The following is a 17,868-nucleotide window of genomic DNA, read 5'->3' as shown; positions in this document are numbered from 1 at the left end:
ACGTTCTTTGTGAGCGCTGGGGCATCAGGCCGCGTCGGTGATCAATGCGGTGAGCCTGATGTTGCGCGGCGCCCGTGATGCGGCAAAATCCGTTTGTTGCGAGGGGCGAGAGTCAGGACTGGCCGGGGCGCGTGCGCGCGGGGTTCAAACCGAGCGCGGAATAGACATGGTAGCGCGCGATGCCGATGTACTCATGCAGGGCGGCGTCGGCAACGATGAAGTTGAAGGACAGCGGCAAGGCCGACGGCATGGCGCGCAAGTAGTCTGCCCGTACCGGGGTAGCCGTCACATCGAAGTGGGCGAAATACACCTCGCTTCGGCGCAGGTGGATGGCCGACGATACCAGCACCACACGGTCGGCGGATTGGCGGTGCAGCAGGGCCGCGGTGAACTCGGCGTTCTGCCAGGTATTCATGCTTTTATCCTCCAGCAGCACATCACCATGCGCCACCCCCAGAGCCTGCAGGGTTGTCTGGTACACCGCTGCTTCGGTGACGCCGGTATGGCGCGCGTCGCCGCCGCTCACCAGTACCTTGCAGTCGCCACCGGCCTGATGGCATTGATTGTACAACGCGGCGGTCTCGACCAGCCGCGGGTAGGCGAAGACCCCAGGCTCCACGGCATCGAGCGCCTGCTCGGTGCCGGCGCCCAGCAGCACGATCACGCTGCGCGTGCCCCAGGTGATCGAAGGTTTCAGCGCGTAGTCGGCTTGAAGGTTGTTCAGCAGCCACGCCGGTGCCGGGCCGCAGCCCACCGCCAGGAACCAGGCGGCTGCCAGGCGCAAGCACACCCCTTCGAATCCGGGCCTTACCCTAGCGGCCAGCCCACCACTCGCTTGCGGCGCGGCGTTGCATAGGTGCGCACCTTTGACGTGCTCAAGCCCAACCGTACCAGCGACTCCGCCAGCGCCACGGCGGCCGTCACCCCGTCCACCACCGGTACGCCGGTGCTTTCGCGAATCATCGCGTCCAGCCCGGCCATGCCGCCGCACCCCAGGCAGATCACCTCGGCCTGGTCATCGCGCACGGCCAGTTCGGCCTGGGCAACGATGGCGGCCACGGCACGCGATGGATCCTGCTCCAGCTCCAGTACGGCCAGGCCGCTGGCGCGTACCGAGGCACAGCGCTGGTACAAGCCGGCCAGGCGCAGGCGGTCCTGAATCAACGGTACGGTGCGGTCCAGTGTGGTCACCACCGAATAGGCGTGGCCTAGCAGCATGGCCAGGCTGGCGGCGGCCTCGGTGATGTCCACCACTGGCACGTCAAGCAATTCCTGCAGGCCTTCGCGACCGTGTTCGCCGTACCCGGCCTGGATCACCGCGTCAAAGGGCTGGTCATAGGCCATGACCGCGTCCATGACGCCGATGGCAGCCAGGTAGCTCTCGAAATTGCCTTCCACCGATTCCGCGCCAAAGCGCGGCGTCAGGCCGATGATCTCCGTACCGGGCGCCGCGACGCTGCGGGCCTGCTCAGCGATGGTGTGGGTGATGGCAGCAGTGGTGTTGACGTTGACAACCAGGATACGCATGGCAAACCTCAGGGCAGGAAAAATCAGTGCTGGGCATTGTCGACAGCGATGGTTTCACCGCTGACGTCCAGGAACGCTTGGTGACGGTCGCTGAGCAGCAGGTACACCGCGGCAGCGATGGCGGCGCCGAACAGCCAGGAGAATGCCGACACGGTTTCGAAGGCCGGGACCAGCGCCAGCACGATGGCAATGGTTGCCGCGGGCAGCACGGCGGCGACGGCGCGCGGGTTGATGCCGCGGCGGTAGTGGTAGGCCGCCTCAGGCGCCTCGGTGTACAACTGGGGGACGTTGACCCTACCCCGGCGCAGCAGCCAGTAATCGGCGGTGATGATTCCGTATAGCGGGCCGAGCAGTGCGCCCAGGCCGGCCAGGAAGTACTCGATCACTAGTGGGCTGTTGTACAGGTTCCACGGCAAGATCAGCACGGCCACGGTGGCGCTGATCATCCCGGCGCGGCGAAAGGTCAACAGCCGCGGCGCCAGGTTGCTGAGCACGAAGGCAGGGGCCACGAAGTTGGCCATGATGTTCACCGCCACGGTGACGATCAGCAGCGCCAGGCAGCCGAGCACCAGGAACAGGGTATCGGGGATGGACTGGATGATCTGGGTGGGGTTCTCGATCACCCGCCCATCAATGGAAAACTGCGCGCCGCACAGCACCACGGTGACCACGGCGAAGGCGAGGATATTCACCGGCAGGCCCCAGAAATTGCCTTGGCGGATACAGCGTCGCGAGGGAGCCGAGCGGGTAAAGTCGCAGAAGTTGAGGATCATGGTGCCGTAGATCGCCAGCCACAACGCACCGCCGGCGAAGATATGCCGCCACATGCTGGCGCCCTGCAATGGCTCACGGATCGACCACGCCAGGTCGCCGCCCACGCGGGCGTACATCCATACTGCCAGGCAGCCCATGGTCAGCAGAATCACTGGCCCCGCGAAGCCTTCATAGCGGCGCACGGTTTCCATGCCGTAGGCCAGAATCACCAGCTGCACCAGCCAGATGCTGACGAAGCACGCCCAACCCAGACTGGAGAGCCCCAGAACCTGGTTGTGGTCCCACACCGCCACGCTGGGCAGCAGCGCGGTGAGCAGCACTTTGAGTACCACCGAAGCCAGGTACGTCTGGATGCCAAACCAGGCAATGGCGATGACTGCGCGCACCAAAGCGGGGAGCTGTGCACCAAAAATGCCAAAACTGATGCGGCTGATGACCGGAAAAGGCACACCGGTCTTCTGCCCCATGTAACCGGTGAGGTTCATGAAGCCATAGACCAGCGCAGCACCGATCAGCAATGACAGCAGGATCTGCCAGCCGCCCAGGCCCAGGGCGTAGAGCCCCATGGCAAAGGAGTAGTTGGCGATATTGTGTACATCGTTGGTCCACAGCGCAAAGATGCTGTACCCGCCCCAGCGCCGGCCTTCGCTTCGCGTGGGGGCCAGGTCGCGGTTATGCAGGCGAGGGCTGAGCGCTGGGTAGGGCACCGACCCGGTGTGGGTCACGTCGGAACGGGAGGACTCGGCGGGGCTGTTGAGCTGCATCGGTGTGGCTCCACGGTTGTATTTATTGCTGTATACATATTGTGGTGTCCAGGTAGCCATAATCGTGCCAGTTTTGTTTTCGACTTGAGGTGCGATCACCTTAGGTATTGTTTTGACTGTCTATTCTATCCAAAAAGCTAGAGCTTTCTGATCATGTGGTTAGAATTATTGTATACAATTACGTTACTTGGGGTGACACAAAGTGTGTGTGTCAGTGGCCGCCGGGCGTTCTGCAAGGCTTGAAAAGCCCGCTGGCGTGCCAGCGCCTGCAGGGTCGGTGCAGCAGGCGAATATAGGGTCGTTCCGGGTTAAACCTTCCCCCCGCCGCGCAGTCTTTCTCTTTAGGAGCCCCCATCCCCGGGGCCCCACAGGAGATCAGTCATGGCCCGAGCCATCTGGAAAGGCGCGATCAGTTTTGGCCTGGTGCACATTCCCGTGTCCCTGAGCACGGCGGTGTCCAGCGAGCGCATCGACTTCGACTGGCTGGACAAGCGCAGCATGGACCCGGTGGGCTACAAGCGGATCAACAAGGTCACCGGCAAGGACATCGACAAGGACAACATCGTCAAAGGGGTGGAATACGAGAAGGGCCGCTACGTGGTGATCAGCGAAGACGAGATCCGCAAGGCGCGCCCGGAAGCCACCCAGACCATTGATATCTTTTCCTTCGTCGAGGCCCAGGAAATTCCCTTGCAGGCGTTCGATACGCCCTATTACCTGGCGCCGGACAAGCGCGGCGGCAAGGTGTACGCGCTGTTGCGCCAGACCCTGGAAAGCACTGGCAAGGTCGCCTTGGCCAGGGTGGTGTTGCACACCCAGCAGCATCTGGCCTTGTTGCGCCCCCTGGACAACGCGCTGGTGATGATTACCTTGCGCTGGCCCGCCCAGGTGCGTGGCATAGAAGGGTTGGAGCTGGACAGTAGCGTCACCGATGCCAAGATCGACAAGCGCGAATTGCAAATGGCCAAGCGCCTGGTCGAGGACATGAGCGGCACCTGGACGCCAGAGGAATACCAGGATGACTTCAAGGAAACCATCATGGAGCTGGTAGAGGAAAAGGCCAGCAAGGGCAAGATCGCCACGGTGACCTCGCTGGACGAGGAGGGCGAGCACAAGAGCGCGGATATCATCGACCTTACCGACCTGCTCAAGCGCAGCCTGGCGGGTAAAAAGCCTGCGCCGGCCAAGCCGGCCAAGAAAGCCGAGGCACCGGCCAAGCGCACTGCGCGGAAAAAAGTGTCCTGAACGACGCTTCCCTGGCCCGACCCGTCGCCGCGGCCACGTCCGCGGCTGCAAGGCTTCAGGTTGCGTTGTTTTCCAGGGCCTCGGTGGGCTCGCCGGGGGTGGTCTGCAGGCCCTTGTCCAGCTTCAGCAGCGCCAACAACCGCCGTGCGTCGTAAGGCGCGCGTACCTTGATGTCATTGTCGAAGTAGCAATAAACGTCACGCTGGCTGGCTTTGGGTGGTGCGCTGTGGGGGTCGATAAGGTCGGCGTCGCCGGGCTGGGCGCCGCGCTTCCAGGCCCGCAGGCGCTGTTGCCACTGGGCAAGTGCCGCATCGGAATAACCGCTGCTGTAGAGCTTCTTGTCGCCATGCAGGCGCAGGTACATGAAGTCACTTGTCACGTCCTGCACATGGGGCCATTTGCGCGCTGCATCGGCGATCACCAGGGCCACCTGGTGCTTGCGCAACATGGCTACGAAGGCCGGGTCGATAAAGCTGTCGTTGCGAATCTCCACGGCATGGCGCAACACCTGTTTCGGCTTGCCGTCCAGGTAACCGGGGTGCTGCAGGCGTTCGGCGCAGCCTTTGGCCAGGGCAATGGCCTGTTGGCCGGTGCGCGGCAGGGTGGCCAGAAAGTCTTCGAACAGCCCGGCATCAAATTTGAAATTGGGCGGGAACTGCCAAAGCATCGGGCCCAGGCGATCCCCGAGCGACAGGGGGCCGGAGGCATAGAAGTTGGCCATGGCCTCCTCTATGTCGCGCAGGCGTTTGACGTGGGTGATGTAGCGCGGGCCCTTGACGCTGAACACGAATCCGTCGGGCGTTTCACTGGCCCATTCGGCGAAGCGTTCGGGGCGCTGCAGGGCATAAAAGGTGCCGTTGATTTCGATGCTGTTGACCGCCCGAGAGGCGAAGCGCAGTTCATCCTTCTGGCGCAGGCCTTCGGGGTAGAAGTCGCCGCGCCAGGGCGTGTAGCGCCAGCCAGAAATGCCGATGTGCACCTGAGCTCCGGCCATCATTCACCCCCCAGGCGGTTGCGCAGGGCGGCGGTGATGGACTGCTTGGTGGCGGCGTAGTCGGACCAGGGATCGTCCCTGTCCGCCAGGCGCTCGTGCAGGTTGAAAATGTTCCACTGGTTGGCACCCTTGAGCCCGTTCAGCTCATCGCGGCGGATCGGCACCGACACTGGCAGCCCCTCGCGGGCGCGAAGGGTGTAGGCGCAGGCGGTGGTGGCGCCTTTGGTGTTGCGCAGGTAGTCGATGAAAATCTTGCCCACGCGGTTTTTCGGTCCCGACACCGAGGTCAGGCGGTCCGGGAACAGGCCGGCCAGGTGCTTGACGATGGCGTGGGCGAAGTCTTTCACCTCGTCCCAGCCGGCGCGCCGGGTCAGTGGCACGACGATGTGCATGCCCTTGCCGCCGCTGGTCTTGAGGAACGCGTTCAGGCCCAGCTCGTCCAGCAGGGTCAGGGTCAGTTGCGTGGCTTCGAGCATGCTCTTCCACGGCAGTGCGGGGTCCGGGTCCAGGTCGAGGATGAAACGGTCCGGCTTGTCGTAGTTCTGGTCGGTGGCGTTCCAGGTGTGCAGCTCCAGGGTGTTCATCTGCACCGCGCCCAGCAGGGCATCGGCGCGGTTGATGATCATCACTGTCTGGCCGGCGGCTTCATCGGTGACCAGGCCGGGAATGTCCAGGTGCGCGGCATTTTTCTGAAAGAACAACTCACCCGTCAAGCCTTCCGGGGCGCGCACCAGGGCCACGGGACGGCGCTTGAGGTGCGGCTCGATCCAGGCCGCGACCTGGGCGTAGTACTCGGCCACCTGGCGCTTGGTGGCGCCGCAACTGGCGTCGATGACGCGGTCGGGGTGGGTCAGGCGCAGGCTGTCGCGGGTGGCACTGGTCTTGGCTTTGCTGGGGGTTGCCTTGCTGGTTTTCACGGGTTGCTCCAGGTCGATGGCCTTGGCCGGCTTGTCGTCGCGCAGGCCGTGGAAAACCGAATGGCGGACCACGCCATCGCGGGTCATTTGCGCATAGGCCACTTCCGCCAGCAACTGCGGCCTGAGCCAGTGCACGTCGCGGGCCTGGGCACCGGTGGGCGGGCGGGAAAACTGGGGTTTGGGCACTTCCAGGGGGCGGAGTTTTTCCAGAATGCTGGCCAGGGTCGCGGTGTTGAAGCCGGTGCCGACCTTCCCGGCGAAACGCAACTCACCGCTGTCATGGTCGTGCAAGGCCAGCAACAGGGCGCCGAAGCCGCTACGGCTACCTTTAGGGTCGGTATAGCCGACGATCACGAATTCCTGGCGCTGCTGGCACTTGAGCTTGATCCAGTCACTGCTGCGCTTGCCGCTGTACAGGCTGTCGGTGCGCTTGCCGATCAAGCCTTCCATGCCCATGCGGCAGGCACTGTCGAGCAGGGATTGGACCGGTTCGTCGAAATCCGCCGAATAGCGCAATTGCGGGGCTTCGTTGGGCGCCAGCAGCGCCTTCAGGGCCGCGCGACGTTCCTGCAAGGGGCAATGACGCAGGTCCAGTCCGTTCAGGTAAAGGGCGTCAAAGAGGTAATAGACGATGGCCTCATCGCTGCCGTCGTCGAAGGCATTTTGCAGGGCCTGAAAATCCGAAACGCCGTCTTCCCGGGCCACTACCATTTCGCCGTCCAGCCAGGCCGAGTCCAGCCCCAGGCCGGCGAGCGCCGTGGCCTGGCTGGGCATTTTCGCGGTCCAGTCGTTGCCGTTGCGGGTGAACAGGCGCACTTGGTCGCCGTCGATGCGCGCCAGCACCCGGTAGCCATCGAACTTGATTTCGTAGCGCCAGTCGCCGCTGGGCGCGGACTCCACCAATGTGGCCAATTCGGGTGTCAGGGTGGCAGGCAGGCTGGCCTTGTGTGCGCCGCTCAGGGAATGACGTTTGGGTTTGGCCGGGGCTTTGGCAGCCTTCGCAGGCTTACGGGTCTTAGGCACCAGCGTTCGGTCACTGAGCACGCTGTCGGGCAGCGCGGCGACAACGTCGAAGTCCGCCTCCGGGCGTGCTTCGCCGTCGGCGGATTTGATCAGCAGCCATTGTTCTTTCTTGCCGGCCAGGTGGGTGCGGAACAGGTTCCAGATACCGGAGAGCTTTTCCCCCTGCAGACGAAAGCGCAGCTTGCCTTTCTCATAACTGTCCTGAGGGTTGCCTTCGGGTATCCAGACGCCGCGGTCCCAGACAATCACATCACCGCCGCCATAATGGCCTTCGGGGATATGGCCCTCGAAATTGGCGTAGTCGAGCGGGTGGTCTTCCACGTGTACCGCCAGGCGCCGTACCTTGGGGTCCAGCGACGGGCCCTTGGGAATGGCCCAGCTTTTCAGGGTGCCATCCAGCTCCAGGCGAAAGTCGTAGTGCAGGTGGCTGGCATCGTGTTTCTGGATGCAGTACTGCAGCGCATGGGCCTTGCCCCGGTGGCCGCCCTTGCCGCTGGGTTCGGGGGTGGCGTCGAAGTTGCGCTTGCTGTGGTATTCCTTCAGGGAACGGGCCATGGGGATGCTCCGGCGCACGGGGTTCTAAAAAGTGGAGGGGCGCAGGGGCCGTAGAGTTCCCGTGAGGTGAACGAGTGGCGCTGGTCAGGTTCAAACAGGCACGGCCTGGAAAGTGCCCCGAGGAGCCCGCATGAAAGCCTTGAAAATCGCCACCTTCAATATCAACGGCCTGCGCGCCCGGTTGCCCAACCTGTTGCAATGGCTGGAGCGCGAACGCCCGGACATTGCCTGCCTGCAGGAGCTCAAGGCCACCGACGCACAATTTCCGGCCGCTGAGTTCGAAGCCATCGGCTACGGTACGCTGCACCATGGCCAGCCTGCCTGGAATGGCGTGGCGATTCTGGCCAGGGACGCCGAGCCGCTGGAGTCGCGCCGTGGTTTGCCGGGTGATGACAGCGACACCCAGAGCCGCTACCTGGAGGCCGCCGTGCATGGCGTGCTGGTGGGCTGCCTGTACCTGCCCAACGGCAACCCGCAGCCGGGGCCGAAGTTCGCCTACAAACTGGCCTGGTTCGAGCGCCTGATCCAGCACGCGCAAGCCCTGCAGGCCAGCGACCATCCGGTGGTGCTGGCAGGCGACTACAACGTGGTGCCCACTGACTTCGACATCTATAACCCCAAGTCCTGGCTCAAGGATGCCTTGTTGCAACCTGAAAGCCGCGACGCTTACCAGCGCTTGCTGGCCCAGGGCTGGACCGACGCGTTGCGCCACTTGTACCCGCAAGAGCAGGTGTTCACCTTCTGGGACTATTTTCGCCAGCACTGGCCCCGCAACTGTGGGTTGCGCATCGACCACCTGTTGCTGAACCCGTCGCTGGCGCCGTACCTGAAAAACGCCGGGGTGGATGCCTGGGTGCGCAATGAAGAGCATGCCAGTGACCATGCACCGGTGTGGATCGAGCTGGGCACCCGCAAGCGCAAGGGTTAGGAACGGTCGCAGCATGCCTGTAGCAACGTGCCGTTGTGGGACCGGGCGCAAGCTCGGGAAGCGGGTGACGCGGTCGATCTGACGGGCCCCTTCCCGAGCTTCGCCCGGTCCCACAGGATTGCCATAACCGTGGAGCAACGTGCCGTTGTAGGACCGGGCGCCAGCTCGGGAAGCGGACAACACGGTCGATCTGGCAGGCCGCTGCCCGAGCTTCGTCAGGTTCTGCAAGGCTGCCATGCCCGCGTCCCAGGCACCGCGCAGCGTCAGGCCTGCCGCATTAAGACCACTGCGACAAGGGATGTCGAAAAACGCATAAGCTTATGCATTTCCGGTAGTTGATTATTAGCGTGGCTGGCCGTGAACTAGGCGCTTTTTCGCAAGGCACCTGGGCATGGAAAAACACTATGAAGTTCTGGTGCTTGGCTTGGGCGCCATGGGCGCAGCAACCGTATACCAGTTGGCCAAGGCAGGGGTGAAAGTAGCGGGCATCGACCGTCACCACCCCCCTCACAACCTGGGTTCAAGCCACGGAGATACCCGTATCACCCGCCTGTCCGTGGGCGAAGGTGCGCAGTACGTGCCTATCGTGCGCCGGTCCCAGGCTATCTGGCGTGAATTGGAGGCCTTGTCCGGCGAGTCGTTGTTCGAGCAGTCGGGCCTGCTGGTGCTGACCTCCAGCGCCGAATTCGACCCCGCTGACGCCAGCGATTTCACGCTGCGCACCATCGGCCTGGCCCGCACCTACGGCATCGAACACCAGGTATTGGACGCCGCGCAGATCCGCCAGCGCTTCCCGCAATTCGCCCATGTGCGTGATAACGCCATCGGCTATTTCGAGCCCGAAGGCGGTTTTGTGCGGCCCGAACGCTGCATCGACGTGCAATTGAAGCTGGCCGGGCAGCACGGCGCCACGCTGTTCAAAGGTGAGACCGTCACCGCCATCGCGTCTGATGCCGAAGGCGTTACCGTCACCACCAATCAGCGCACGGTGCGTGCCGGCAAGCTGGTGATCAGCGCCGGCAACTGGGCCGGTGGCCTGCTGGGCGAGCCGTTCGACGGCCTGCTGAGCGTCTACCGGCAAAAGCTGTTCTGGTTCGAGCTGCAGGAAAACGCTGCCCTGGAAGGCGCGTCGCCCACCTTTATCTTCACCCACGGGCGTGGCGACGACTGCATCAACTACGGCTTTCCGGCCCTGCCAGGCGAGGGCAGCCTGAAAATCGCCACCGCGCAGTACAAGGTGGCTGGCCACCCCGATAGCCTCGACCGCACGGTATCGGCGGCCGAAGAACGCGAGATGTACGAACAGCAGGTTCAAGGCCGTATCGCTGGGGTCACCGCGCACGTCGTGAAGTCCGCCGTGTGCGCCTACACCGTCACCCCCGACCGCCACTTCATCATCGACCAGCACCCGGCCCTGCAGCACACCCTGGTGGTCAGTGCCTGCTCCGGCCATGGCTTCAAGCACTCGGCCGCCTTGGGCGAAGCCTTCGCCCAATGGTGCGTGCGCGGCACCACCGACCTGGACCTGTCCTCCTTTTCCCTGCAACGCTTCAAAGGTAACGCATCGTGAAACGCATCGTTCTGTCTGCTGCACTGCTGGTCGCCGCCATGGGCAACGCCTATGCCGAAACCCTGAAAATCGCCGTGGTACCGGTGCCCCACGCCGAGATCCTGGAGTTTCTCAAGCCTGAACTGGCGAAGGAGGGCGTGACCCTGGACGTCAAGGTGTTCTCCGATTACGTGCAACCGGACCGTCAGGTAGACGAAGGGCAGCTGGATGCCAACTACTTCCAGAGCAAGCCGTACTACGACGCCTACAAGAAAGACCGCCCCAGCAGCGACCAGGTACCGATCGTGGCGGTGCACATCGAACCCTTCGGTGCATACTCGAAGAAAATCAAGACCATCGCCGAGCTCAAGGACGGCGCCACCGTGGCCATCCCCAACGACCCGGCCAACTCGGGCCGCGCACTGCTGTTGATCGCCAAGCAGGGCCTGATCACCCTCAAGGACCCGAACAACATCATGGCCACCCAGCAGGATATCGTCGGCAACCCCCGGCACCTCAAGTTCAAGGAGCTTGAGGCCGCCATGCTGCCGCGGGTGCTGAACCAGGTAGACCTGGCACTGATCAACGCCAACTATGCGCTGGAGGCCAAGCTGGTGCCGCACCAGGACGCGCTGTTCATCGAAGGTTCGCAATCGCCATACGCCAACTACCTCTATGTACGCCGTGACAAGGCCAACGACCCGGCGGTACAGAAGCTGGGTGCCTTGCTGAACTCCCCGCAAGTCAAACAGTTCATCCTGGAACGCTACCACGGTGACGTGGTGCCGGCGTTCTGACCTAGCCCTGGAACTGGATGTCCGCCGTGGCGACCACGCGGGCGATCGGCCCATTCAGGGTCTGGTTGTGGTGGGCGATGATCACCTCGGCGGCCAGCAGGTCGGTGTCCATGCAGCTATGGGCATCGGCCACCAGCACCGGTCTGAAGCCCAATTGCGCGGCGACGCGGCAGGCTGTGTCGACGCAGTATTGAGTCTTGAGGCCGACGATCACCAGGTCCTGGATGCCATCGGCCTTGAGCCATTGCTCCAGGTCGGTGCCCTGGAAGGCGCTGGCGGCCTGCTTGTCGAATAGCCGCGCATTGCTTTCATTCAGGCCAAGCTCCGGGGCCACCTGCCAGAACGGGCTGCCCTGGGCGATGGGCGAGCCGTGCGGCCCTGTGTGGCGCACGGCCAGAACCGGCGCACCGGCCTCGTGGGCCTGGGCGATCAATAGGTTGATATTGGCCAGCAGGCGCTCGCCATCGAGTGGTTTCTGCGGACCGTGGATCAGGCCTACCTGCACGTCGATGATCAGCAGGGCGGGGCGGTTGAGCTTCAATGCAGCCATGGTACTACTCCTTGAAAAAACCAGTCCCGGTCCGGGCACAAAAAAGGCCCCGACCATTGCTGGCGGGGCCTTGGGTGTCGCGTGTCAGGTACTGCTCACGCCTCGCCGCACGGCCCGCCGGTGGCGGTCGTGGTGGTAGTGGTCGAGGTGGTGCGCAGGAAACCGTTCATGAGCCCAGAGTGCACCAGGTGCTGGCAGGGCGTCAACGACGTGTTCATGAAACATTGAACCGCCACCGCCGACCCGACTGCACTCACAGGTCTCGATGGTCAACTTCCCTCATGGCCCAGCCGTCGTGGCTCGAACCTGCCGTTGGCCACGATCGCCGCGGGCGCTTCATCATCGTGCTGCTGGCAGAGGAATTCGCGCATGGCTTCAGCGGTTTGCCTGGCGCTGGTTACCACGAAAAAATGCCCTTCGCCCCGCAGGATGTGCACTTCGGCACGGCGAATGGTGCGGCGCAGTATATCCGCGTTGTACAGCCGCACCAGGGTGTCACGGTCGCCGCTGAGGATCAGCGTGCGCTGGCGCAACCGGAACAGCCGGGGCAGGCTGGTCCAGCCCACCAGGGCAGCGATTTGGTAGTAGTACGCGCGAGGGTTGGCGGTGAGCATGCCGTGCATTACCCCGAAGTGCATCAGCGTCTGCAGCGAATGAGGAGAGCGTTCCTGCTTCTGCCGGCTGGCGCCTTTGCCCCTGCCCAGAAAGGCCAGGATATCGGCGGGCTTGACCAGCAAGGCCGGTCCCGCTGAAGTCGCCGCGAGGATCAGCCGGCGCACCCTGGCCGGGTGGCGCAGCGCGAACTCCTGGGCCAAGGCACCGCCCCAACTGACACCGAACACATCCACCCGGTCGAGTCCCAGTTGCGTGAGCATCGCGGCGATCAGGTCGGCGTGGCCCGGCAGGCGCATCGGCCAACGCGGCAGCTGCGATGTGCCGACCCCGGGCACGTCCAGCGTGATGGTCGTGTAGTCCGCCAGTTCGTCGCGCAGGGGGTCGAAGGTGCGAATCAGGCCTCCCAGGCCGTTGAGCAACAGCAGCGGTGAGCCCTGGCCGCGGATCGAAACGTTCAACTGCACGTCGTTAACGGTGAGTGTTTGCGTTGCCATGGTGGAGTTACTCCGATTTGGCCCAGCCTGACGCCTCTTGCCCTGGCTGACCTTAACCCAGGGCCTGTGCACTGAACAGTAGCCGTTCGGATCGGTTGCGTTGACAAGCCTGAACCGGTAATGGTTAATAATATTATCGATAATTACAAAAAAGAGGTCCGGTAACCATGAGTCTGCGCAAGCAATTGCCCACATTGGCCCTGACGGCCTGCGCCTGCATGACGCAAGCGGCCGTCTACGAACCACCACCGCTCAAGCTTGAGCCCCTGGCGCGGTTCAGCGTCGACCTGGTAGCCCCCATCTGGGAACTGGGGCCAACGAGCGGGCAGGGCAAACGCCGGATCATCCCGATCACCGGAGGGCATTTTGAAGGCCCGCGGCTCAAAGGCACCATTCTCGACAACGGCGCGGACTGGCAGGTCGTGACCCCGGACGGCTTGGCCATCATCGACACCCGCTACCTGCTGCAGACCGACGACGGCGCGTTGATCTACCTGCGCACCGAGGGTTATCGGTTCGGCCCCGCCGACGTCATGAAAAAGGTCGCCGCGGGAGAGAACGTCGACCCCAGCCTGTACCAGTTCCGCATCACCCTGCGGTTCGAGACGTCGGCGCCCAGGTACGCCTGGCTGAATCGCACGGTAGGGGTGGGCAGCGCCATGCGCCTGGGCAATGCGGTGGTGTACGACGCGTTTGAAGTGAACTAGGTCATTTGCAACTGGTTAATTGGCTTAATCAAGCTGATAACGGCGCCTACCAGCGTGCTGCACACCGCAAAAATGTGGCCGCGCTGGATTCCTTGGGTTTTGGCCGTAGTATCGTTCACGAAGCTGGCTGAAACGTTTCTTCTAGTCTATAAAAACGGGCACAACTCCAAGAAAGGCTACTGCCATGACCCCGCTCAAACTTTTCGTTGCCCTCGGCGCACTGTCTACTGCCTCCCACGCCATGGCTTGGGACTACGTTCTGCTCGACACCGACAAAGCCGCTCAGAACTGGCAGATCACCAGCCAGGTGCTGGGCGTTAAAACCGACAAACCCTTCAGCGTCACCTTGCGCACCTTGCACGGGGGGCGGCAGGAAGGTGTCAGCATCGTCGATATCGATAACGGTACGATGAAACTCTCCGTCGTGCCGACGCGCGGAATGAATGTCTTGCAGGCCTCGGTGGGTAATGTGCGCATGGGCTGGGATTCGCCGGTCAAGGAAGTGGTCAACCCGTCCTTCATCGAACTTAATGGCCGTGATGGCCTGGGCTGGCTGGAAGGGTTCAACGAGCTGGTCGCTCGCTGCGGATATGAATGGGTCGGCCACCCCGGCATCGATAACGGCGAACTGCTGACCTTGCACGGTCGGGCCGCCAACATTCCTGCGAACAAAGTCACCCTGCACATCGATGAGAAACCACCGTACGCCATCACCCTGCGTGGCGAACTGAAAGAGCAGGCGTTCAAGAAGGTCGACTTTTCTGTCGCGACCGAATTGGTCACCGAACCCGGTAGCGTCGTGTTTGCCCTCAACGACACCCTGACCAACAACGGCGACTATCCGAAGGAATACCAGGCGCTGTATCACAGTAACTTCAGCACCCCGTTCCTGGAGCAAGGGGCTCGTTTCGCCGCCCCGGTGAAACAGGTGTCGCCGTTCAACGACAAGGCCAAAGGCGATCTGCCCGACTGGCAGACCTACCGCGCACCCACCAGGGACTATGACGAAACGGTCTACAACGTAGTGCCGTATGCCGATGCCAAGGGCGATACGCTGACCGTGTTGCACAACAAGGCTGGCACGCTGGGGGTATCGGTCGGTTTCAACACCCAGACGCTGCCGGTGTTTTCCCTGTGGAAAAACACCGATACCCAGGGCCAGGGCTATGTCACGGGGCTGGAGCCGGGAACCAGTTTCTCCTACAACCGACGTTACCAGCGGCCACTGAACCTGGTACCGACCATCCAGCCGAAGGAACACAAGCAGTTCCACATCACCTACAGCCTGTTGGCGGACAAGATGGCGGTGGACAAGGCCCTGAAACAGGTGGGCGAGATTCAGGGTGGGCGGGAAACCGAGGTGCGGCAGACCCCGTTGGTTGATCTGACCAAGGGTTGATAACGGCCAGGGCACTGTTGGCCGGTACCCCGGTTCTGCAGGGGCATCAGGTTGATGCCCCCAGGCGTTGAGCCATGCCGCTCAGGCCAGCCAGAATGAATTCGTCGATAAGCGATTCATACTGGGTGGTCACTTGCTCGTCAGCCGACGTGAAGGAGGCACCCCATTGCAGCGTGCTCTGTTCGCCATTGGCAGTGGGTTTGACCGAGAGGGTAGCGGCGTAGTCGTCTAGGGGGATGTCGGTGCCCGTCAAGCCATAGGTCATCGTCATCTGGTCGTTGTCGATGGACAGCAGGCGCTCATGAATCAGGTCGCCGCTGGCCAGGCGCAGGGTGCGGATTGACCCGCCGTCGTCTGACGCCTTGCCGTCCTCGATCACGCATGAGGTGATCTGCGGGTGCCAGGTGTCGACCAGGCCGAACTGGCGCAGCAGGTGCCAGACCGACAGTGGGGCGGCGTCGATCAGGACGGTATGAGTTATCGAGGACATGGGACGTTTTCCTGGCTGGCTTCATCCTTTCGAGGGAAAGCCGGCCATGGAAGTTCGGTTGGATGCCCGCCGATCTGCTCGTGGGCACCTGGGGCAAGGCTCAGCAGGGTTGCGGCGCCAGGCTGTTGCTGACACTGCGCCCCAGCACCAGCACGGTGACAAAGCCGCAGCCCACCAGCGCCGTGGCCAGGCTCAGCAGCACCGAGCTGCCCATCTTGTCGACGATCTGCCCGCCGAAGAACGAGCCCAGCGCAATGATCACCTGGAACAAGGCCACGAACAGTGGCATGCCGCGCTCGACGTCCTTGGGGGCCACGACGAACATCCAGATGCTGGCGCAGGCCGGGAACGCACCGAAGGCGAAGCCCCAGAGGGCGATCAGCATGGCGGCGCCCGTCATGCCGGTGGCGAAGTAGGGGAACAGGGCGGTGCTGGTACCGATCATCAGCGCGACCAGCAGCAGGGTGTGACGCACGCTGCGGTTGGCGGCGAAGCCGGCGAAGATATTGCCCAGAACGCCAGCCATGCCATAGAGCAGCAACAGCGAGCCAATGGCGGGCCCGTCGAAGCCGGCACGTTGTTTGAAGAAGGGCGCGACATAGGTGTAGGCGGCAAAGTGCGCCAGGCCTATCAGCAGTACGGCGATCAAGCCAACCCGCGCTTGTGGGTTGGTAAACAGGGCCGGCAGGTCACTGACGCGGATAGCCTTGTCCGGGTTGAGCCGCGGCAGCAGGAAGACCTGCGCCAGCAGCACCGGTACACCCACCAGCGCGGTGACCAGGAACGTCATGCGCCAGCCCATCAGGCCACTCAGCCAGGTGCCTACCGGCACGCCCAGCACGGTGGCCAAGGTCACCCCGACCATGATGATCGACGTGGCCTGCGCCACGCCCACGCCCCTGGGGGCCAGGCGGCCACTGAGGGCAATGGCGGTTGCCCAGAAACCGCCGATACTGACACCCAGCAGTACGCGGCCGAGCAGTAGCAGGTTGAAGTCGCTGGCGTAGGCCACCACCGAGTTGGCGATGATCATGATCAGGGTCAGGCCGATCAGCAGGTAGCGGCGGTCCATGGCGCCGATGCCCACGGACAGCAGGGGGGCGGCAAGGGCGGCCATGATGCCGGGCAGGGTGACCATCAGGCCGGCGTGGCCTGCGCTGATACCCAGGTCGCTGGCGACATCGTTGAGCACGCCCACCGGAAGAAATTCGCTGGTCACCAGGGCAAAAGCGCCCACGGCGACCGAGAGAATGGCCAGCCACTGCTGCTTGACGTTTTGTTGACTGTGTTCGGGACGGCCATGAGGGGCCTGGTCGGGGGTTGGCATGGTGCGGGGTTCCAAGGGGAGTGACGCCTGAAGCAGGCGCGAGAAGCGGGGGGATTTGGCCGCGATTATAGAGGTCAGTTCTGACAATCGGACAGGCCGGCCTTTTGATAGTCACCATTAATGTGATCGATAAAACCGCTCGGCAGGGCGTGCTGCCCACGTCGTCAACCACGGCCCGGGCGTCTGCTGCCCCCTGGCCGTGGCAGACGAGGTAAAGTGAGCTTTTTATCCGGAAGCCGCGCATGGACTTAAAGCAGTTGGAGTGTTTCGTTCGAGTGGCGGAGTTCGGCAGTTTCACCCGCGCAGCCGCGGTGCTGAACATGTCCCAGTCCGCGGTGAGCCGCCAGGTTCGTCAGCTGGAGGTGGAGCTTGCCGAGCACTTGTTGCTGCGCAACGGCCGCAATGTATCGCTGACTGATGCCGGGCAGCGGTTCTTCAACCATGGCAAGGGCATATTGCGACAGGTACAGGTGGCTCGCGAAGAATTACGTGACCAGCGTGGCAGCCTATCCGGCAAGGTAGTGATCGGGCTGCCACCCAGTATCTCTCGTCGCCATACCGTGAACCTGGTGTCGGCATTCCGCGAACGGTTTCCCCATTGCATCCTGGGGATCAAGGAGGGTTTGAGCCATTCGATGCGCGAATGGCTGCTACTGGGACGGCTGGATTTCGCCCTGCTGTTCAACCCCAGCCAGAGCTCGCAGCTCCAGTACGAACACGTGCATGCCGAGCCGCTGATGGTGATCGGTAGCGCCGATTCGCCGTTGCCCCGCGAAGTGCCCATGAGTGCGCTGCCCGCCTACCCGTTGATTACCCCGAGCGAACCGCATTCCATTCGCCGCCTGATCGAAGCCGAGGCCGGGCGCCAGTCGCTGGCCCTGGACATTGGCCTGGAGATCGACAGTATCCCTGCTTTGCTGGAGTTGATTCATCGCGGGATGGGCTACGGGGTGTTGTTCCAGTCCGCGCTGGCGCGGCATGACGATTCACTGGAAGGCTTCAAGGTGGCGCCGATTGTCGAGCCCATGATCCAGACGCACCTGTTCATTGCCACCGCGCAGCAACGGCCGCTGTCGCGCCTGGCTGAACAGGCCATGGCAATGGTCCGCGAAATCTGCACGCCAGGAGGTTGAGCATGCAAAACACGCATAGCAGCTAGAACAGCCATCCGGTTGTCGCACCCGGCCAACAACGCCACCATTCAGGCTCGCTT

At 63.1% G+C, this 17,868-nt stretch carries 17 protein-coding genes; 7 read left to right on the top strand and 10 right to left on the bottom strand.

Annotated features, from left to right (window positions below):
* Positions 1–112 precede the first annotated feature (112 nt).
* From QBK88_RS27780 to QBK88_RS27770, 3 genes are read right to left on the bottom strand one after another with little or no spacing between them, the layout of a single operon-like run.
* Positions 113–784: a YdcF family protein gene (locus QBK88_RS27780; RefSeq protein WP_277964572.1), complete on the bottom strand. Its 672-nt coding sequence runs from the start codon at positions 782–784 to the stop codon at positions 113–115.
* Between the two features lie 23 nt (positions 785–807).
* Positions 808–1,527: an aspartate/glutamate racemase family protein gene (locus tag QBK88_RS27775; protein ID WP_277964571.1), complete on the bottom strand. Its 720-nt coding sequence runs from the start codon at positions 1,525–1,527 to the stop codon at positions 808–810.
* Between the two features lie 23 nt (positions 1,528–1,550).
* Positions 1,551–3,065: an NCS1 family nucleobase:cation symporter-1 gene (locus QBK88_RS27770; RefSeq protein ID WP_277964570.1), complete on the bottom strand. Its 1,515-nt coding sequence runs from the start codon at positions 3,063–3,065 to the stop codon at positions 1,551–1,553.
* A 381-nt stretch (positions 3,066–3,446) separates the two neighbouring features.
* Here QBK88_RS27770 and ku point away from each other — a divergent pair, with 381 nt between their 5' ends.
* Positions 3,447–4,310 carry a non-homologous end joining protein Ku gene (gene ku / locus QBK88_RS27765; RefSeq protein ID WP_268141231.1) on the top strand — a complete coding sequence of 288 codons (864 nt, stop codon included), beginning with the start codon at positions 3,447–3,449 and terminating at the stop codon, positions 4,308–4,310.
* A gap of 55 nt (positions 4,311–4,365) precedes the next feature.
* Here ku and QBK88_RS27760 read toward each other — a convergent pair whose 3' ends face one another.
* Both QBK88_RS27760 and ligD read right to left on the bottom strand, forming a co-directional pair.
* On the bottom strand, positions 4,366–5,307 hold the full coding sequence (locus tag QBK88_RS27760; RefSeq protein WP_277964569.1) for a DUF72 domain-containing protein: 942 nt from the start codon (positions 5,305–5,307) through the stop codon (positions 4,366–4,368).
* Entirely contained in the window at positions 5,304–7,799 is a 2,496-nt protein-coding gene (gene ligD, locus QBK88_RS27755; protein WP_277964568.1) for a DNA ligase D, read from the bottom strand. Before ligD ends, QBK88_RS27760 begins: the two co-directional genes overlap by 4 nt.
* A 130-nt stretch (positions 7,800–7,929) precedes the next feature.
* Here ligD and xth point away from each other — a divergent pair, with 130 nt between their 5' ends.
* From xth to QBK88_RS27740, 3 genes are all read left to right on the top strand, one after another.
* On the top strand, positions 7,930–8,727 hold the full coding sequence (xth, locus tag QBK88_RS27750) for an exodeoxyribonuclease III (RefSeq protein ID WP_277964567.1): 798 nt from the start codon (positions 7,930–7,932) through the stop codon (positions 8,725–8,727).
* Positions 8,728–9,118: 391 nt separating this feature from the next.
* The gene (solA, locus tag QBK88_RS27745; protein WP_277964566.1) at positions 9,119–10,297 is read left to right on the top strand and encodes an N-methyl-L-tryptophan oxidase; all 1,179 of its coding nucleotides are present in this window, start codon (positions 9,119–9,121) and stop codon (positions 10,295–10,297) included.
* On the top strand, positions 10,294–11,073 hold the full coding sequence (locus QBK88_RS27740) for a MetQ/NlpA family ABC transporter substrate-binding protein (RefSeq protein ID WP_268141241.1): 780 nt from the start codon (positions 10,294–10,296) through the stop codon (positions 11,071–11,073). Before solA ends, QBK88_RS27740 begins: the two co-directional genes overlap by 4 nt.
* Position 11,074: 1 nt before the next feature.
* Here the strand turns inward: QBK88_RS27740 and QBK88_RS27735 are convergent, their stop codons facing one another.
* The 3 genes from QBK88_RS27735 to QBK88_RS27725 all read right to left on the bottom strand — a co-directional run bounded on the left by QBK88_RS27735 (position 11,075) and on the right by QBK88_RS27725 (position 12,732).
* Positions 11,075–11,623: a cysteine hydrolase family protein gene (locus QBK88_RS27735; RefSeq protein WP_277964565.1), complete on the bottom strand. Its 549-nt coding sequence runs from the start codon at positions 11,621–11,623 to the stop codon at positions 11,075–11,077.
* Between the two features lie 95 nt (positions 11,624–11,718).
* The gene (locus tag QBK88_RS27730) at positions 11,719–11,841 is read right to left on the bottom strand and encodes a hypothetical protein (protein WP_277964564.1); all 123 of its coding nucleotides are present in this window, start codon (positions 11,839–11,841) and stop codon (positions 11,719–11,721) included.
* Between the two features lie 51 nt (positions 11,842–11,892).
* Entirely contained in the window at positions 11,893–12,732 is an 840-nt protein-coding gene (locus tag QBK88_RS27725; RefSeq protein ID WP_277964563.1) for an alpha/beta fold hydrolase, read from the bottom strand.
* A gap of 167 nt (positions 12,733–12,899) precedes the next feature.
* Between QBK88_RS27725 and QBK88_RS27720 the strand changes: the two genes are divergently transcribed.
* Positions 12,900–13,439 carry a DUF3237 domain-containing protein gene (locus QBK88_RS27720; protein ID WP_277964562.1) on the top strand — a complete coding sequence of 180 codons (540 nt, stop codon included), beginning with the start codon at positions 12,900–12,902 and terminating at the stop codon, positions 13,437–13,439.
* Positions 13,440–13,623: 184 nt separating this feature from the next.
* A complete protein-coding gene (locus QBK88_RS27715; RefSeq protein WP_277964561.1) occupies positions 13,624–14,838 on the top strand; it encodes an aldose 1-epimerase family protein in 1,215 nt (404 codons plus the stop codon).
* A 46-nt stretch (positions 14,839–14,884) separates the two neighbouring features.
* On the opposite strand, the gene QBK88_RS27710 is transcribed toward QBK88_RS27715, so the two are convergent.
* Positions 14,885–15,328 (bottom strand): SRPBCC family protein, encoded by a 444-nt coding sequence (locus tag QBK88_RS27710; protein ID WP_268141257.1) that lies wholly within the window; start codon positions 15,326–15,328, stop codon positions 14,885–14,887.
* Positions 15,329–15,428: 100 nt separating this feature from the next.
* Positions 15,429–16,655, bottom strand: coding sequence for an MFS transporter (locus QBK88_RS27705; protein ID WP_277964560.1), 1,227 nt, complete (start codon positions 16,653–16,655; stop codon positions 15,429–15,431).
* A 242-nt stretch (positions 16,656–16,897) separates the two neighbouring features.
* Here QBK88_RS27705 and QBK88_RS27700 point away from each other — a divergent pair, with 242 nt between their 5' ends.
* Positions 16,898–17,788, top strand: a complete 891-nt coding sequence (locus QBK88_RS27700; RefSeq protein WP_277964559.1) for a LysR family transcriptional regulator — start codon at positions 16,898–16,900, stop codon at positions 17,786–17,788.
* Positions 17,789–17,868: the final 80 nt, after the last annotated feature.

This window comes from Pseudomonas sp. RIT-To-2 (assembly GCF_029623465.1).
Classification (GTDB): Bacteria; Pseudomonadota; Gammaproteobacteria; order Pseudomonadales; family Pseudomonadaceae; genus Aquipseudomonas; species Aquipseudomonas silvicola.
The sequence above is the reverse complement of the archived record's forward strand: the minus strand, read 5'-3'. Positions and strand labels throughout refer to the sequence as shown.

Excerpts from the sequence above, each read along its gene's own strand:
- QBK88_RS27705 (WP_277964560.1), bottom strand. The coding sequence starts at position 16,655 with ATGCCAACCCCCGACCAGGCCCCTCATGGCCGTCCCGAACACAGTCAA.
- QBK88_RS27720 (WP_277964562.1), top strand. The coding sequence starts at position 12,900 with ATGAGTCTGCGCAAGCAATTGCCCACATTGGCCCTGACGGCCTGCGCC.
- QBK88_RS27700 (WP_277964559.1), top strand. The coding sequence starts at position 16,898 with ATGGACTTAAAGCAGTTGGAGTGTTTCGTTCGAGTGGCGGAGTTCGGC.
- QBK88_RS27725 (WP_277964563.1), bottom strand. The coding sequence starts at position 12,732 with ATGGCAACGCAAACACTCACCGTTAACGACGTGCAGTTGAACGTTTCG.
- QBK88_RS27735 (WP_277964565.1), bottom strand. The coding sequence starts at position 11,623 with ATGGCTGCATTGAAGCTCAACCGCCCCGCCCTGCTGATCATCGACGTG.
- ligD (WP_277964568.1), bottom strand. The coding sequence starts at position 7,799 with ATGGCCCGTTCCCTGAAGGAATACCACAGCAAGCGCAACTTCGACGCC.
- QBK88_RS27770 (WP_277964570.1), bottom strand. The coding sequence starts at position 3,065 with ATGCAGCTCAACAGCCCCGCCGAGTCCTCCCGTTCCGACGTGACCCAC.
- QBK88_RS27760 (WP_277964569.1), bottom strand. The coding sequence starts at position 5,307 with ATGATGGCCGGAGCTCAGGTGCACATCGGCATTTCTGGCTGGCGCTAC.
- ku (WP_268141231.1), top strand. The coding sequence starts at position 3,447 with ATGGCCCGAGCCATCTGGAAAGGCGCGATCAGTTTTGGCCTGGTGCAC.
- QBK88_RS27775 (WP_277964571.1), bottom strand. The coding sequence starts at position 1,527 with ATGCGTATCCTGGTTGTCAACGTCAACACCACTGCTGCCATCACCCAC.
- QBK88_RS27710 (WP_268141257.1), bottom strand. The coding sequence starts at position 15,328 with ATGTCCTCGATAACTCATACCGTCCTGATCGACGCCGCCCCACTGTCG.
- QBK88_RS27715 (WP_277964561.1), top strand. The coding sequence starts at position 13,624 with ATGACCCCGCTCAAACTTTTCGTTGCCCTCGGCGCACTGTCTACTGCC.
- solA (WP_277964566.1), top strand. The coding sequence starts at position 9,119 with ATGGAAAAACACTATGAAGTTCTGGTGCTTGGCTTGGGCGCCATGGGC.
- xth (WP_277964567.1), top strand. The coding sequence starts at position 7,930 with ATGAAAGCCTTGAAAATCGCCACCTTCAATATCAACGGCCTGCGCGCC.
- QBK88_RS27730 (WP_277964564.1), bottom strand. The coding sequence starts at position 11,841 with ATGAACACGTCGTTGACGCCCTGCCAGCACCTGGTGCACTCTGGGCTC.